The organism is Kitasatospora sp. NPDC024654 (assembly GCF_055559155.1).
Window position 1 is genome coordinate 15,894 of the sequence record NZ_JBVHLF010000026.1, and the last position, 16,318, is coordinate 32,211.

The following is a 16,318-nucleotide window of genomic DNA, read 5'->3' on the forward strand; positions in this document are numbered from 1 at the left end:
GGTGGTGACAACGGCCGAAGGCGCACCGCGGTTCTACGTCCTCGAAGGTCTCAGTGCCACCGGAAAGACCACCGTCGCACCGTTACTGGCCGACGCGCTCGGCGCGGTGCTCCTGGACACGCTCAACGCCCGCTTCCAACCCATGCGCCGCAACGTCGATGCCTCGCGCAACGTTCGGGCCCGGCTGAACTTCTGGATGATGGTGAACTACCTGGCCTCTGATGCCGCTCGCGCGACGTTGGCGAGCGGGCACAGCGTGGTGATGGAGAGCTACTTCTACCGTACCTTGGCCACCCATGCGGCCATGGGGATCAACCCGCTGCCCGACGTTGACTGGTCGCACGCCCTGCGACCGGATCACTCCTTCGTCCTCACCGTGGACGATGCCGTCCGCCGTCGGCGGATGGCATCGCGTGATGACGAGAAGAACCGCAGCTACTGGTACCGGCTGGAGGCCGACAACACCCACGTCACCCGTGAGGTCTACGCACGCGCCGGCCTCGTCCCCGTCGACACCACCGGCCTGGCCCCCTACGGAGTGGTCGAGGCGATCGTCGGTCTTCTCCCCGATAGGCAGGGCCAGCGATGAACGACAGCGTTCCCCAGCAGACGTTCGCCCTGGCCACGCAGCACGGGACCCCGCTGTTCTGCTACTCCTCGAATCGACTCGCCGATGCGGTGAGCACCTTCCGCCGCTTCACCGATGCTCTGCCGCTACCCAGCGCAACCTACTACTCGTACAAGACGAACTACCTGCCGCAGTTGTGTGAGGACCTTACCGGCATGGGCGTCGGAGCCGAGGTCACCTCGCTGCACGAATGGCGGCTCGCCCGCTCCCTGCACCACCCGTCCGCGATCCTGGTCAACGGCATCGGCAAGGCCGCCGGTCTGCTCACGGCGGTCCTGGACGGAGAACCGGCACGCCTGATCAACGTCGAGACCGACTCCGAGATCGACATCCTGTGCTCCCGGCCGCCCACCGCGCCGGCGGTACCGGTCGGCCTGCGGATCCGCGTACCCGGTCTGACCGGTGAGAGCGGCGCCGACCCCACCGAGGGCTGGAAACGCGGGGAGACAAAGTTCGGATGGTCCAGCACTGGCGATGCGGTCCTCGCCGCCGCGAAGCGACTCGCAGCAAGCGACACGGTCACGCTGGAGGCACTCCACCTGCACCTTGGCGGCCAACTCGTCTCCGCAACAACGTTCGAGCGGGCGCTGGCTGGCGCCTGTGCCCTGCTCGACCGCCTCGCGACGCTCGGCATTAGGGTGACCAGCCTCGATCTCGGCGGAGGCCTGGCCTCCGGCTGGGTCGAGAAGCGCCGCACAGGGCCTCTGCTTCAGCTAGCTCAGACCATCGGCGCGCCGGTACACCCGACCGTACAGAAGGCGCCGGACCTCGCAGGCATCACCACGGCCATCAGCAGCTACGCCCCTCGCCTGCGCGCCCACGGCGTTGAACGGCTGCTGTTCGAACCCGGCCGCTACCTCGCCGAACCCTCCCTGTCGGCCGTCGCCTCGGTCATCGCCGTCCGGCACGACGGCGAGCGGAACATCGCCGTCCTCGACATCGGCACCAACGCCCTGCACTGCTGGCGCGGTGACGAGATGCGTCCCGTCCACGTCAGCGACCTCCCGGCCCTGGGCGAAATCACCTACGAGCTCGTCGGTCCACTGTGCCATCGCAGTGACGCCTTCGGCCGCATTACCGTCCCCGGACCGCTCAGCCCGGGCACGCTGATCTGCCTAGACGCGGTCGGCGCCTACAGCCTGGGCGACTGGATCGCCAACGCCTGGGACCGGCCCGGCGTCGTCCACCTGGAAAAGGCGAAGATCCTGTGGCGCCCACAGCCGCCCGCCGAGACCTTCCGCACGCTGATCGATCGCGAGGCAACACGGTGAACCTCACGAGCCACCAACCCGCCGTGCTGGAAAGCACCCTGATCGAGACGTGCCGAACCACCCTCCTGAACTGCCACTCTCCACAGATCGAGGTGGCCGCCGCCATCTCGACGCTCGACGGACAGATCTTCACCGCGCTGCACGTACGGTCCCGCACCTGCAGCCACTGCTCCACATGCGCCGAAGCTGTCGCCATCGGCACGGCCCTCACAGCCGGCGTCGACGCCTTCGACGCCTGTGTCGCCTTACGCCGCTCGACCAACACCGTAGTGAGTCCCTGCGGCAGTTGCCGAGAACTCCTGCGCGACCACGGTTTCCACCGCGTCATCGTCCAGCTGGTCGACGGCCGCCCCTTCACGGCCACGCCCGACGAACTCCTGCCCTGGTCATGACGTCGACGGACGAGAACGGACCCACCTCATGCCCGTGACCCAAAGCCTCTGGCAGTCCACCCGCAGCTTCTTCCCCCTCTTCCAACGCCAGCTCGAACTCGCCGGCGCACGGAGCACATGCGTTGTCGGCGCCTCTGACGGCAAGTTTGTCCTGCCCCTTGCCCGCAGCGGCTACCGCGTCACCGCCATCGAACAGGACCAGGACGCCGTCAAAGGGAAACCATCAACCCCTGGCCTCCGCCAACGCCTTGAGACCGAGAAGCTCACCGACTGTGTCGATATCATCACCGGTGATGTCCTGGAGCTCACAGGCATCCCGGCCCATGACGGCGTCTGGACCAGCTGCTCCTGGCACTACTCGATCAACCACCGGCGGCCTCTGAAGGACTTCACCGATGCCCTGCAAAGCCTGTGCTCACCCGCCGGGCTTCTAGGAGCCGAGTACATGATGCCCACCGAACTCCGGCACCAGCAGATCGAGCACTACCTGGACGCGGAGGAGATCCGCGCCTACTTCCCCGACTGGGAGGCCATCTGGGAGACCTACACCCCGCTCTTCGACGAAGCCCCTCATCTCGGACAACCCAGCTGGCACCTACACCGGATGGGTCTGTTCATCGGCCGGCGCCGCAGCCCCGCCAGATGCCGCCCCACCGCGTACTGACCGGTCAAGCCCCCAACCCCAACACAGGACAAGGACAATCTCCATGCAGACGGAATACGAGGCCCGCTTCCTCTCGATCGACGTTGACAAGACCACCACCGCCCTGAAGGAACTCCAGGCTGAGGTTCACCAGCCCCGCACCCTCATGCGCCGGGTGGTCTTCAAGAACAGCGACATCGACGCCCGCGGCGGCTGGCTGCGGCTGCGCGACGAGGGACACCAGGTCACCCTGACCTACAAGCAGACCACAGCCGAGGAATCCGCGATCGACACCACCCTGGAGGTCGAAGTCGTCGTCTCCGACTTCGACGAGACCCATCACCTGCTGACCGCCATGGGCTTCGAAGCCCTCCGCTACCAGGAAAACTGGCGCGAGGAATGGCGCCTGGGTGACCTTCGCTTCGACCTCGACACCTGGCCCGACCTGCCGACCTTCCTGGAGATCGAAGGCCCCGACGCCAGCTCCGTCGAAGCCGCTGCCGCCAGGCTGGGCCTGGACTGGGCGAGTGCTGTCTACGGCAGCGTCGACGAGGTGTACACGCAAGAGCTTGGCCGGGACATTCTGGCGGAACCGCGCCTGGTGTTCGCCGAAGGGCCCCAGCAGTAGCACGTCGGGCCTTTCGAACGCGGGGTGGTGAAGTAACGCCACCCCGCCGTGGCTATCTACCGCTCCAACTTGACCACCTCGGCATCGAGTAGCCGAAGCGCACAGTGCGCAGGCCCCGCTTCTCGGCAATGGTCTATCCCTGCTTGACCACGCGCAGGCCGAGCGAAACGCAGTTCTCGGCCACCCCCGCAGACGCAACAGTCTCCAGATGCGGACACTGCCTGGTCCATGCGGACAACGCGATTGTCCGCATGCTGGACCTCGCGCACCGGCTCCCGGCCACGCAATCTAGATGCGACAACAACTGCGCTCGAAACTCGACGCCCACGACGTTCCCACCTGCCCCTGGGGGCCGTGCTCGTCATCTGACCGGCGTAGCCCAACCGAGCCGTGCCCCAGCCAACTTGACCGCCGCAACACCTGGACGCCCACCCAGAACGGTCGACCCCGCTGCCCGACCGGTCGACCAACACCTGTCTTCCCAGACCACCCGCTCGCCGCGATACCGCCGCACGGCGTGCGGGTGCACCAACTAGCCGACCCGCAGCACCGATACCGCCGAGGACACCATGGCCACGCTCCAGGATCCGCAGCAGGCACCACCCCAGGCCGGAAGGCAGCCGGCTTCCGCCGCCGGCGCTCCGGTCGCTGCCCGGATCCCGGCCTACCTGCGTGACTGGGTACCCGGCGCCGCGCTGGGCATCGACCGGGCGCTCCCCGCACGGGTCGACCACCAGATGCTCGGCGGGAAGGACGGCTTCCCCGCTGATCGGACCGCGGCGCAGCAGTTGGCTGCGGCTGTGCCGGCGTTCGCGCAGGCGGTGCGGGCTCGTCGGCGGTTCGTGGAGCGCGCGTTGCGGCGCCTGGCGCGGGACGAGGAGGTGCGGGAGGTGCTGCTCCTGGGGGCGGGCCTGCCGTCCTTCCCGCATCTGCACGGGGTGGTCCAGGCGGAGGCTCCGCGGGCGCGGGTGGTGTACGTCGATCACGACCCGATCGTGCTGAGCCATCTGCGGGCCGAGCTGTCCTGCCCGTCGCCGGGTCGGCTGGCGGTTACCCGGGGGCATCTTCGCGATCCGCGGCAGCTTCTTGGCTCCTGCGCGGTGCGCTCGCTGCTGTCTGCCGGGCGGCCGGTGGCGGTGGTGCTGGACTCGGTGCTGGAGTTCATCCCGGACGAGGAGGACCCGCGCGGGCTGGTCGCCGAGTTGATGGAGGGGCTTCCGCTCGGCTCGTGGCTGGTGCTCTCCCACGCCACGGATGACTTCGCGCCGGCGGTGTGGCAGGTGGTCAGCGCGATTTACCGCTCCCACGGGATCGAGATCTTCCCCCGGCGCTTGGAGCAGGTCGCGGGGTTCCTGGACCGGATGCTGCTCCAGGCGCCGGGCCTGGTAGTGGTCAACCGGTGGTGCCCGGATGCGCAGGCGCTCGCCAGGCTGGGCGATGCCGCGGTGTCGCGGTACGGGGCAGTCGCCCGGCTGGGCCTGCCGGGCGTGGGTGGGGTGCGGTGATGGCGGCCAGCATGGATGAGGTGGTGTTCCACCCGGCTGGCCTGGATGCCGAGTTACGTGGGGCGGTGACGGATCTCCAGGCGGGGCGGTGGATGTCCACCCGCGAGCTGCTGGCCCGTACCGGGGGCGACTGGTCGCTGCGAACCGCGCGCAGCCAGGTTCTGGCCAGCGCGGCTGTGCGTTCCGACGTCCTGGAGCACTGGGCGAGCGAGGACCCGGGCAGCACCGACCTCGCCGTACTGCGGGCGCGGGTGGCGGTGCTGCGGGCGCTGGCCGCCACGCGAGCAGGCCGCCCGCAGGCCGGTGCGATGCACGGGGCGGCCCGGGAGGTGTGCTGGCACGCGGCGCGGATCGCCCCGGCCGATCCGGTTCCGTGGGTAGCGATGCTGGAGCTGGCTGTCCTCGACCCGGGCCAGGTGCTCCAGGAGCACGGCGGGAAGCCGCCGGATGCGCTGCTGCCCGCCGGCCCGTGGTGGCTGCTGTCGCAGCTCCAGCGGCGCGACCCGTACAGCCGCGAAGGGCACCACCGGGTGCTTCGCTGGTGGCTCGCCCACGGCCGCACCGGGTACGCGCACGACTTCGTGCACTGGCTGCTGGGCCATACCCCGGCAGGCTCGCCCTTGCTCCTCCTGCCGCTCTACCTGCACGTGGAGCGTTACCGCACCGCCCCCAAGCGCGACGCGCTGCTGCTCAACCAGTGGATGCACGAGCGATGCACCCGCGACACCGCCAGGGCGTGGGAGCACTGGTTCATCCGCCCGGCGAGCGAGGCACGCTCGGTGGTCGACCTGAGTCACCTCGCCCACGCGCTGTGGGCCGGCAACAAGAAGGAGCAGGCGGCCCGGGTGTTCGAGGTCATGGGGGCGCTGGGCTCCCAACAGCCCTGGGAGAGCGTGGCGAACACGCCCGGCAGTGGCCGCGACCTGCTGCTGGACGCCCGGCGCCAGGCCGCCAGGGCAGTCGCCCGCACCTGATCCCGAGGCAGGGGCAGGGGCAGGACCGCGCCTCGCCGATCCGATTTTCTTTCTCTCAAACCTCGTTGGAGGAAATTGTGTCCCGCACGCACCGTGCCGTCCCTGTGAGCACCGGGGATGACGACTCCCATCTGCAGTCCTTGGGGTACACCCCGGTCCTGGTGCGCCGGATGGGCGCCTTCGGGAACTTCGCGGTGTCCTTCTCGGTGATCTCGATCCTGTCCGGCTGCATGACGCTCTACGGATTCGGCCTGACCACCGGCGGCCCGGCGGTGATGCTGTGGGGCTGGGTCGGGGTGGGCTTCATGGTGCTGCTCCTGGGTCTGGCGTTCGCCGAGGTCACCTCGGCCTATCCGACCTCCGGTGCGCTCTACTACCAGGCGCACACGCTCGGCGGCCCCAAGTGGGGCTGGTACACCGGCTGGCTCAACCTCCTCGGACTGCTGGGGGCGATCGCCGGAATCGACTACGGCGCTGCGCAGTTCACCGGTGCGCTGCTGCAGATGCAGTTCTCCTTCACCCCGACGCCCGGGAAGCTGTTCGTCATCTTCGCCGTGATCCTGCTGGTCCACGCGCTGGTGAACCTGCGCGGGGTGCGGCTGGTCAGTGTCCTGAATAGCGTCTCGGTCGTCTGGCACCTGGCGGGGGTGGCGGTGATCGTGGCCGTGCTCGCCCTGGTGCCGGCGCACCACCAGTCCGCCGGCTTCGTGTTCACCCACTTCGTCAACCAGACCGGCTGGCACAACTCCCTCTACGTGAGCGCGGTCGGTTTGCTGATGGCGCAGTACACGTTCTCCGGCTACGACGCTTCCGCGCACTTGTCGGAGGAGACCACGGGGGCGTCGGTGGCGGCGCCGCGCGGGATCGTCCGCTCGATCTGGGTGTCCTGGATCGCGGGCGCCGTGCTGCTGGCCGGTCTGACCTTCGCTATCCAGGACTACGCCGGAACGGTGGGCACCGCCACGGGGGTGCCGCCGGCGCAGATCTTCCTGGACGCGGTCGGCTCGACCGGGGCGAAGTTGCTGCTGCTGATCGTGATCGGTGCGCAGCTGTTCTGTGGCGCGGCCGAGGTCGCCGCCGCCTCCCGGATGGCTTTCGCCTTCTCGCGGGACGGGGCGCTGCCGGGCTCGGCCTGGTGGCGGAAGGTCTCGCCGTCGACCGCGACGCCGGTGGCTGCGGTCTGGCTCTCGGTGGTCGTGGCTCTGGTGCTCACCCTGCCGGTGCTGTACTCGCCGACCGCGTACGCGGCGGTCACTTCGATCAATGTCATCGGGATCACGCCGGCGATCGCGATCCCGGTGTTCCTGCGGCTGCGGGCCGGGCGGCGGTTTCGGCCCGGGCCGTGGAGTCTGGGGCGTTGGAGCAAGCCGGTCGGCCTGGTGGCCGTGGTGTGGGTCGCCTGCGTGACGGTGCTGTTCTGTCTGCCGCAGGTCTCCCCGGTGACCGTCGACTCCTTCAACTACGCCGGGGCGGTGCTCCTGCTGGTCCTGGTCGGCGCGGAGATCAGCTTCCGGATGGCCGGCCCGCGCTACAGCGTCCCGGTCGCCGACCGGATGATGGCCGAGCTCGAAGCCGAGGTCGTGTGATGGTCATCGCCCCGATGCCGCAGCCGGGTAAGACGACGAGGTACCGCGGGAAGCTGACGCCGTCGCAGTTGCGCGACGCGGTGCGCAGCGGCGAGGTGCGCCGAGTGCGGATCGCAACGGTGGACCTGCAGGGCCGTCTGCGGGGAAAGACGTTCCCGGCGGACACCGTCGTGGAGCAGTTGCTGAACGGCACGATGCACATGGAGGGCTGCGGGTACCTGCTGGCCACCGACCTGGGCATGGTGGCGGCCGAGAGTCGGTGGCGCGACGGCTACGGTGACGTACGCCTTGCCCCCGACGTCCGCACCGCGCGGATGGCGCCGTGGGTCCCGCACGCCGCGCTGGTGCTCGCCGATCCGCTGGACGCCACCGGACAGCGTCTGACGGTTGCCCCCGGCACGGTGCTGCGCGAGCAGCTCACGCACCTGGCCGGCTTGGGCTTGGAGCTGCGGGTCGGTCTGGAAAGCGAGTTCGTCCTCTACCAGGCTGCGGACGAAGGCCAAGTGCAGCAGCAGGGCGCCCGAGCGTCGACCCGACGGCCAGCGACCGGACCGGGGCGCGACTACGCCTTCGACATGCCCGACGGCGTGGCCCGGACCACCGCGCGTCTGATGTCCTCGCTGTCCAGCGCCGCTCTCCCGGTTGAGGCGGTCAAGTTGGAGGGCGCGCCAGGCCAGCTGGAAGTCACGTTCCCGTACGGCGACGCGATGGCGGCCTGCGAGCAGCACGTGCTGTTCAAGGAGGCGGCACGCACCTTCGCCGCCATGCACGGCCTGGCGGCCACCTTCATGGCCGCGCCTGACGACGCGACAGGCTCGGGGCTGCACTTACACATGTCGCTGTGGCGCGATGGCCTGCCGGTGCTCGCCCATCCGGACCGGCCCGAGGAGTTGTCGCCGCTGGGCGAGCACGTGGTGGCCGGCCTGCTCGGCGCGCTTCCGGACCTGATGCCGTTCCTGGCCCCGTACGTCAACTCCTACAAGCGGTACCGCGACCACAGCTTCGCGCCGACGCGGTTCGCCTGGGGCCGGGACAACCGCTCCTGTGCGGTGCGGGTGGTCGGGCACGGCCCGGGCCTTCACCTGGAGGTGCGCCTGCCCGGCGCGGACGCCCACCCCTACTTGGTGGTGGCCGCCGCGGCAGCCGCCTCGCGCTGGGGCATCGAGCGTCACCTCGCCCCGCCCGCCCCGGTGGGAGGTGACGCCTACCGCGAGAGCACCGCGCCCTGCCTACCGCTCTCACTCCGCGAAGCGGTCGACGCCTTCGAGAACAGCGAGCTGGCGCTGCGCCTGTTCGGCGAGCAGGTCGTCGCCCACTACGCGCTCGCTGCGGATGCCGAACTCCACTTCCACGACCGGCATGTGAGCGACCTCGAAGTCTCGCGCGGCTTCGACCAGGCCTGACCCGCCGCCTCCGGCCATTCCTCTTTCCGACCTGACGCAGGAAGCCCTGTTGAGATCCCTCCACCCATCCCCGCCCAGCGACGAGTGTCTGCTCCAAGACCGGTGCCCGGCACTGGCAGTCCTCGTGGCCGGCCCACCCGGCACCGCGCACATCCTGGCCACTGCCCTGAGTGATGCCCCGCTGCGTCCGGTGACCGAACTGCTGGCCGTCACCGCCCCCGGCAGCGGCCTGGGCCAGGACCCGGACGCGACGGTGACGTTCGGCCTGGGCCGCATCGACCTGGAACGGGCGGCGGTGACGCTCTTCGCCGTCCCCGACGAGGAGCGGCTCTGGTTCCGCTGGGAGGACCTGCTGACCGCCGCCGACGCCGCACTCGTGGTCGTCGACCCCCAGGACCCGGGGTGCTCCCTGGCCACGACCGAATACCTCCAGCGGCGCCGCATCCCCCTCACCGTGGTCATCGACCAGCCCGGCCCATCGTGGCCCGGCACCACGTCCACCGTCCGCCGGGCCCTACACCTGCACGACCCACGCATCCCCCTCATCACGGCCGACATAGGAGAGCGCGCGACTGCGATGCGCTCCCTGATCGCGCTCATCGAACATGCCATCGCCGCCACCGCTCCGGCCACCGCCTTCCCGCAGCAGAGGAGTTGACCATGGACCGCATCGACTACACCGGGCCCGCACGGCTGGCGGCCCCCCACCTGGTGGGGATCGGCGACCCGGGCATGCCGGGCCTGGCCCAACTGCTGCGCGAGCGCGGTGCACGCCCCACCGGCTGCGCCCACCCCGACGACGTCCCCCAGCACCTGGCGGACCTCGGCATCGGCGTGCTGTCCGGGCACGATCGTGGCCATGTGCGCGCCGACATGTCCGCCCTCATCTCGCCGTCGAACTCCCTGGCCCGCAGCGCGGAGACCACCCGGGCACGGGAGATGGGCCTGCCGGTCGTGGATCACGCGGATGCGCTCGCGCTGCTGCTCGCCGCAGCCCCGACCAGCATCGTGGTGGCCGGCAGCCACAGCACCACACTGACCGCCGGGGCGCTCACCGCCGCCCTTGGCTACCGCAACCCGGCCTGGGCGCTGCTGGCCCCACCCGTCGGGCAGCCGGCCGGGCACCACAGCGGCGGCGATCTGCTGATCACCGAGCTCGGTCCGGACGCCGACCCTGGCGACCGGTGCGCACCCACCCTGACCGTGATCACCGCCGTCACGGCGAACCCACCCCACCACGACGACCACGAAGCCGCGCTGGAGGAACTGGAGGCGCTGGCCCGCCGCAGCCAGATCGTCGTGCTGCCGGCGTGGGAGACCGGGTGCGCGCAGCTCGCCCAGCGTCTGGCCGAGGGGCGACCGGGCCCGCGGGTGGTGAGCGTCGGTCAGGGCCGCGGCAGCGACTTGCGGATCACCAAGCTCGCCACGGACAGCGCCGGTGGCAGCCTGACGCTGCACGACTGGGACGGCAGGACGCACGCTCTGCGCCTGCCGCTGCCCAGGCGCAACGCGGCCAAAGCCGCAGCCCTCGCGCTGGCCGCCGCCCTCGCGCTCGGCGCCGCCCCGGGCGATGTGGGACGCGGCCTGGAAAAGTACCGGGGCATCGAGCGGTCCCTGACCGTCCTGGGCCGCCAGGAAGGCGTCACCGTGATGGACTCCCTGGCCCGGCACCCGGTCGAGATCGCCGACGACCTCAAGGCCGCCCGCGCCCTGACGCCGGGCCGGCTCGTCGCCGTCTACGAGCCCTCCCACTGGTCGCGCACGCTCGCCCAGGCCAAGGCCATCGGCGCCCAGCTCGCCGTCGCCGACGAGCTGGTCCTGCTGCCACTGCACGACCGGCGCCGCGCCGACAACCTCGACCTGCCCTGCGGCACCGACGCCATCGCGCGAGCGGCCACCGTCGGCGGCCTGGACAGCCACCTCCACACGATCGACCTCCCAGGCGACGACCTCGCCGCCGCCGGCGTCGAGCATCTGCTCGCCAAACTCGCAGGGCCCGGCGACACCGTCCTGCTGATCGGCACCGGCCACACCGTGCGGCTCGGCGCCCGCCTGCTGTTCGCCCTCGGAGCGCCCGGCGCCCCCGTCCCGCGCGACCTGTAGTCCAGCATCGCGGCTCCGCCCCAACGATCACGAGGCACCCGAATTGACCAGTCCCACCGATGAGGATCGGCCCACGATGTCCGAGGCCGCACAGCCAACTCCTGCCCAGCCCCTGCCCGTGCGGCAACCGGGCGCCCGGCTTCCCACCCGGCTCAACGCCACCGATGTGCGGTTCTTCGAACCGCGGACCCCGGTCGTCCACCTGCCGGGCAGTGGCCGCGCCCGCGCCGCGCTCTTTCCGTCCGCACCGGAGCAGGCGTGACGGTGCGTGTCTCCCACCACCCCCTGCAGCAGCCACCGCCCAGAAGTTGATCGAACCGGCGTTCGCACGATCGGGTGACAACGACGCGGAGCAGACCCATCGCGGTGCCTGCCCTGCCACCCTCGAACTTCGCACCCCTGCCCCGCTCGATCTGTCCGGCACCGCCCTTGGACCCCCAGGAGACAACGCGATGCTCAGTCTGCGTCAGGCCGTCAGCGTGATCGTTCACGACCCCACCACGCAGAGGATCGTCACGATCCACTACGCGAACGACAGTTGGTCCAGCGATCCGGCCTGGACGATCCCCGGCGGCAAGGCAGAGACCACCGACCGGACGCTGGACGAGGCGGCGGCCCGCGAACTGCACGAGGAAACCGGCCTGGTGGTCGTTCCTGCCGACCTGCGCCTCGTGCACACCATCCAGGTCAATGCGGGCTGGGACGGTCACGGCCCCTTCCTGCTCCACGTGTTCGCCACCAGTACCTGGTCTGGCGAGTTGGTCAACGCCGAGCCGCACAAGCACCTCGCGGTCGTGTGGACACCGGCCGACGACCTGCCAACGCCGATGTTCCCGACCTCCCACGCCGCGCTGCTCGCGTACCTCCACGGTGGGCGCGGCTTCTCCACCCACGGCTTCGAGGAGGGCACGGGCCCCCGTGCCCTGGTCCGCGGCTGAACCGGGGAGGCGAGGTGACGACCACACCGGTGCGGCACGCGCCGCAGGGCGTTTGGGCATCCGAGCGGGAGCTGTTCGCCCGCGCCGCCGTCAAGCAGGTTGGCTGCGAGGACACGCGGCTCGCCGCCGTGCTCGCCGAGGTGGAGAGTGAGCGGCGGCTGCCGCACGTCTACGTACCCGTCGGTGACGAGCAGCCCGCCCGGCGCTGGCTGGTCAACGAGAGCGGGCCACGCAGTCTGTGGGCCCTGGCCGAAGGGCACCTGGCCGCCTGGCGGGCGGCCGGGTCGCCCGCCTCCCACCGGCTCGACCTCGATCCCGACGGCACCGCCCACGTCAGCGCCGGAACCCGCCTGACCTGGACTATTCCCGCCCCCAAGCCGGCGATCGGAGCCAACGCGTGACCACCACCGACTCCACCGCACAGGACACCACTGCAGGACACTCGGAGCACTCGGACAGTGAGGAGCTGCTGTTCGGCGGCCCGATGCGCTATGCGGCGGGCTGGACCAAGCACGAACTCGCCTCCGGAAGCGTCTCGTTCTTCGCGGTAGCGCGGCAACTGCCCGCCCTGCTGCGGCTGGCCGGGCGGATGGCGTGGCAGGCGGACCGATGGGCGATGGCGACGCTGATCAGCGCCGAGCTGCTGCGCGGCGCGGCCGGGGCTCTGGTACTGCTGGCCACCAACCGGGCCCTGCGTGCCGTGCTGGGGCACGGCGAGGTCACCGCGGTGGTGCACTCCGCGTGGCCCGCCATCGCGGTGGCCGGGGCCGCTACCGGGCTGTCCGCTCTGCTGGCCGCTGCCTCCGGCTGGGCGGCGGGCCGTCTGGAACCGGCTGTCTTCCGCCGCGCCACCACCGACTTCCTGCACGTCGTGGTCCGCTCGGAGCAGGAGGCCATCGAGGACCCCGAATTCCTCGCGGCCGTGGACGCCGCACGCTGGGGCGCACTGTCCATCCAGCACCTGATCGGCCAGGCCACCGCTGTCCTGTCCGCCGGCTTCGGCCTGGCCTCCGCCGCCGGCGTGCTCACCGTCCTGCACCCGGCGCTACTGCCCATGCTGCTGCTGATCTGCGCCCCGCGCGGATGGGGCGCGGTGCGCACCGCCCGGCGCCGCTACGCCTCCACAAGGGCGTGGCTGCAGCACTCCCGGGCCAGCACGGCGCTGGCCGACATGCTCATCCACCCCTGGTCGGCCGCCGAGCTGCGGGTGCACGCCGCCGGGGCGTTCATCCTGCACCACTACTCGCAGATGTCGATCGCGGCGGAGAAGGAGCAGGCGCGGCTGGCCGGGGCCAAGGCCCGCACCGATGTGGCGGCCGCGGTGCTGGCGGGGCTGGCCAGCACCGCAGCGTTCGTGCTGCTCGGCTGGCTGGTCCTCAGCGGGTCGATGCCGCTGGCGGTGGCCGGTACCGCGATCGTGGCGATCCGCACGGGCGCGGCCAGCATCGGCGGTCTGGTCTCCCAGATCAACTCCCTCTATGAGGAGGCCCTGTTCGTCCGCGACCTCGCCGACCTGCGGGACCAGGGCGAGTCCCGCGCCATCCCCACCGGCGGCCTGGCCCTGCCCGAGCAGGCCAAGGAGATCCGCGTCGAGGAGGTGACCTTCACCTACACCGGCCGCGACAAGCCCGCCCTCGACAAGGTCAGCCTGACCCTGCCGCACGGGGAGGTCGTCGCGCTGGTCGGCGCGAACGGCTCCGGCAAGAGCACGCTCGCCCACCTGTTCGCCGGCGTCTACCAGCCGCACCAGGGACGGATCCTGTGGGACGACATCGACGCCGCCGCAGCCGACCGCGATGAACTGTTCGCCTCGGTGTGCCTGCTCGCCCAGAACTTCCAGCGGTACACCCTTACCGCGCTCGCGAACCTGCTGCTGGGCCGGCCCGAGGTTCCCGTGGGTCAGGACCGGCTCGACGCCTCGGCCGACCACGCCGGGTTGAACACGGTGCTCGACGAACTCCCCAACGGCTGGAACACCCTGCTGGGCAAGGGCTTCGAGCGCGGTGTGTCCCTCTCCGGCGGACAGTGGCAGAAGATCGCCGAGGCTCGCACTCACCTGCGCCTCACCACCCCGGGGCCGGCCGGACGGATGCCGCAGCTGGTCATCGTGGATGAGCCGACCTCCGCGCTCGATCCGAAGGCCGAGGTCGAGGCGTTCGAGCGGATCCGCGCCCTGACCTCCCTCGGGGTCACCGTCGTGCTCATTACGCACAGGCTGGCCGCGACGGCCCGGGCCGACCGGATCTATGTCCTCGACCACGGGCGGCTGGCCGAACAGGGCACGCACGCGCAGCTGATGGCTCAACGCCCGCCCACGCGGTACAGGGAGATGTACCTCCTTCAGGCCCGCCAGTACGAGACCAGCGTCATCCCAGGACAGACCCGCGAAACGGCCGACGCCGACACACGTTGACCAAGTCCCCGCGAAAACCGCCCGCTACCAAGCCTCTTGGAGACAACGATGAAGCCGTCGCCGAAAGCGACACCAGGTCACGATCGCTTTGCCCAGCAGCCACCCGTGGAGGAGCCAGCCGTGCCCCAGCCAGAGGCCATCGACGGGTCGTCCACCCAGACCCTCACCGAAAGGGTGGTGCTGGCCGGGCGTGCGGGTAGCAGCGCGCGGCCGAGTGAGGACCGTATCCTCACCACGCCCAACGCGGTCATCGTCCTGGACGGGGTCTCGACCGTCGGCGACGAGCAGCCGCGCGGCGCCTGGTACGCGCAGACGCTCGGCGAACTCATCGCTCGACGGCTGACCACGGAGCCGGGTGCGGACCTGCGCCTGGTGCTGGAGGCCGCGATCGGTGCGGTCACCTCCAAGCACGGCCTGACACCGGGCGCCTCCCCGGCGGCGACCGTGGCGATAGCCCGGGCAGCGCCCGGGAGCCTGGACGTGCTGGTCCTCGGCGACAGTCCCGTCATCGTGGCCGACCACAACGGCGCCATCCAGCAGGTGCGTGACGACCGGCTCGCTGACCTGGTGACCGGCCGCCCCGAAGTGGCCGAGATCCGGCAGTCGCTGCTCGCCGGGCATGGCTTCGGCGAACACCACCACGGTTTGCTGAGGGACCTGCGGGCGTTCCAGCTGACGAAGATCAACCGGCCGGGCGGCTACTGGGTCGCCGAAGCCGCCCCGCAGGCCGCCCGGCACGCCGTCACCGCCACCTTCCCGCTGACCGACGTCGCCGCGGTGCTCGCCATGACGGACGGGGTCTCCTGCGCGGCCGAGGACTACGGCCTCTACTCCTGGCACGAGTTGATCGCCGAATGCGCCACTGCCGGGCCCACCGCCGTGCTGGAGGCCATCGCCCGCGCTGAAGCCGAGGACGCCAACGGGCTGGCCTGGCCCCGCTACAAGCCCTCCGACGACAAAGCCGTCGCCCTCTGGCCGCTGCCGACACCCGCCGGCTCCGGCCAGTCCTGACAGTCACCGCGAGGCCGCGCCGCCCGGGCGACGTGAGCCCCGCACCCCCCGAGGAGAAAGTCGACCATGGAGAAGTTCGTTCCCCAGTTTCAGGGCGCGCCGTGGCCCGACGGCGCCCGTGTCCTGCACGTGTACGCCTGCCCCGACGTTGAGGCCAACCTCCCGCTGGCCCGCTTGGTCGGTGAATGCCGCGACGCGATGAGCCCGTACCCGATCACCACGATGGGCGACGACACGCTGCACTGCACGATCGAGATGGTCGCCGACACCACGGCCGACAAGATCACAGCCGAGGAGCGCCGCGATCTCCTCGCCGCGCTTCGCGAGCACCTGGCTTCTGCCAGCCCGGTGGAGGTCACGGTCGGCTCACCGGTCGCCAACCGGGTCGGCGCGTTCCTGGACGTGTATCCCGACGAGGGCCTGGTCGATCTGCGAGAGCGTGTCCGCGACGCCATCCGCTCGGTCCGCGGCCCCGGCGCGCTCCTCCACGACGGCGGCCGACCCCACATCTCGCTCGGCTACGCCTGGGCCGAGGGGTCCTCCGACGCACTGCAGACAGCCCTGCGGCGGATCTCGCCCAGCCACGCCGCCGTCCGCTTCGCCAGCCTCCACCTGCTCGACGTTCAGTTCCAGCAGCGCCCCCGGGCGGACGGGGAGAGGGCCTGGGAGCTGTCATGGCAGCCGGTGGCGACCATCGCGCTGCCCGCCGGTTCCACCAGCGTCCCGCTCTCGCAGGGCACAGGCTGACGCTCAGGTCCCGCCGGTTCGCCCGGCTCCATCGCGCCGGGCGAACCCCGGTCACCCGTCCTGCGCCAGGTCGCCG

Annotated in this window: 17 protein-coding genes; all 17 read left to right on the plus strand. The window is 70.8% G+C overall.

What is annotated here, in order from left to right:
* Positions 1-4: 4 nt before the first annotated feature.
* Positions 5-589: a P-loop nucleotide/nucleoside kinase family protein gene (locus ACZ38L_RS17560; RefSeq protein WP_465694039.1), complete on the plus strand. Its 585-nt coding sequence runs from the start codon at positions 5-7 to the stop codon at positions 587-589.
* Positions 586-1,899, plus strand: a complete 1,314-nt coding sequence (locus ACZ38L_RS17565; RefSeq protein WP_465694040.1) for a diaminopimelate decarboxylase family protein — start codon at positions 586-588, stop codon at positions 1,897-1,899. The genes ACZ38L_RS17560 and ACZ38L_RS17565 overlap by 4 nt, the downstream gene beginning before the upstream one ends.
* Before the next feature lie 23 nt (positions 1,900-1,922).
* Entirely contained in the window at positions 1,923-2,291 is a 369-nt protein-coding gene (locus tag ACZ38L_RS17570; RefSeq protein ID WP_465694041.1) for a cytidine/deoxycytidylate deaminase family protein, read from the plus strand.
* 28 nt (positions 2,292-2,319) lie between these two features.
* On the plus strand, positions 2,320-2,955 hold the full coding sequence (locus tag ACZ38L_RS17575) for a methyltransferase domain-containing protein (RefSeq protein WP_465694042.1): 636 nt from the start codon (positions 2,320-2,322) through the stop codon (positions 2,953-2,955).
* 43 nt (positions 2,956-2,998) lie between these two features.
* Positions 2,999-3,562 carry a class IV adenylate cyclase gene (locus ACZ38L_RS17580; protein WP_465694043.1) on the plus strand — a complete coding sequence of 188 codons (564 nt, stop codon included), beginning with the start codon at positions 2,999-3,001 and terminating at the stop codon, positions 3,560-3,562.
* A 569-nt stretch (positions 3,563-4,131) separates the two neighbouring features.
* The gene (locus ACZ38L_RS17585) at positions 4,132-5,067 is read left to right on the plus strand and encodes an SAM-dependent methyltransferase (protein WP_465694044.1); all 936 of its coding nucleotides are present in this window, start codon (positions 4,132-4,134) and stop codon (positions 5,065-5,067) included.
* Positions 5,067-6,041, plus strand: a complete 975-nt coding sequence (locus ACZ38L_RS17590) for a hypothetical protein (protein WP_465694045.1) — start codon at positions 5,067-5,069, stop codon at positions 6,039-6,041. The genes ACZ38L_RS17585 and ACZ38L_RS17590 overlap by 1 nt, the downstream gene beginning before the upstream one ends.
* 104 nt (positions 6,042-6,145) lie before the next feature.
* A complete protein-coding gene (locus ACZ38L_RS17595) occupies positions 6,146-7,627 on the plus strand; it encodes an amino acid permease (protein WP_465694046.1) in 1,482 nt (493 codons plus the stop codon).
* Entirely contained in the window at positions 7,627-9,030 is a 1,404-nt protein-coding gene (locus ACZ38L_RS17600; protein ID WP_465694047.1) for a glutamine synthetase family protein, read from the plus strand. The genes ACZ38L_RS17595 and ACZ38L_RS17600 overlap by 1 nt, the downstream gene beginning before the upstream one ends.
* A gap of 124 nt (positions 9,031-9,154) precedes the next feature.
* Positions 9,155-9,688 carry a hypothetical protein gene (locus ACZ38L_RS17605; RefSeq protein WP_465694048.1) on the plus strand — a complete coding sequence of 178 codons (534 nt, stop codon included), beginning with the start codon at positions 9,155-9,157 and terminating at the stop codon, positions 9,686-9,688.
* 2 nt (positions 9,689-9,690) lie between these two features.
* The gene (locus ACZ38L_RS17610; RefSeq protein ID WP_465694049.1) at positions 9,691-11,133 is read left to right on the plus strand and encodes a glutamate ligase domain-containing protein; all 1,443 of its coding nucleotides are present in this window, start codon (positions 9,691-9,693) and stop codon (positions 11,131-11,133) included.
* Positions 11,134-11,209: 76 nt separating this feature from the next.
* Positions 11,210-11,395: a hypothetical protein gene (locus ACZ38L_RS17615; protein WP_465694050.1), complete on the plus strand. Its 186-nt coding sequence runs from the start codon at positions 11,210-11,212 to the stop codon at positions 11,393-11,395.
* Positions 11,396-11,585: 190 nt separating this feature from the next.
* Complete coding sequence (locus ACZ38L_RS17620) at positions 11,586-12,071, plus strand: NUDIX domain-containing protein (protein ID WP_465694051.1); 486 nt, start codon at positions 11,586-11,588, stop codon at positions 12,069-12,071.
* Positions 12,072-12,085: 14 nt separating this feature from the next.
* Positions 12,086-12,472, plus strand: a complete 387-nt coding sequence (locus tag ACZ38L_RS17625) for a hypothetical protein (RefSeq protein ID WP_465694052.1) — start codon at positions 12,086-12,088, stop codon at positions 12,470-12,472.
* The gene (locus ACZ38L_RS17630; protein WP_465694053.1) at positions 12,469-14,484 is read left to right on the plus strand and encodes an ATP-binding cassette domain-containing protein; all 2,016 of its coding nucleotides are present in this window, start codon (positions 12,469-12,471) and stop codon (positions 14,482-14,484) included. The genes ACZ38L_RS17625 and ACZ38L_RS17630 overlap by 4 nt, the downstream gene beginning before the upstream one ends.
* A 120-nt stretch (positions 14,485-14,604) precedes the next feature.
* A complete protein-coding gene (locus ACZ38L_RS17635) occupies positions 14,605-15,495 on the plus strand; it encodes a hypothetical protein (RefSeq protein WP_465694054.1) in 891 nt (296 codons plus the stop codon).
* Between the two features lie 66 nt (positions 15,496-15,561).
* On the plus strand, positions 15,562-16,242 hold the full coding sequence (locus ACZ38L_RS17640; protein ID WP_465694055.1) for a 2'-5' RNA ligase family protein: 681 nt from the start codon (positions 15,562-15,564) through the stop codon (positions 16,240-16,242).
* Positions 16,243-16,318 lie beyond the last annotated feature (76 nt).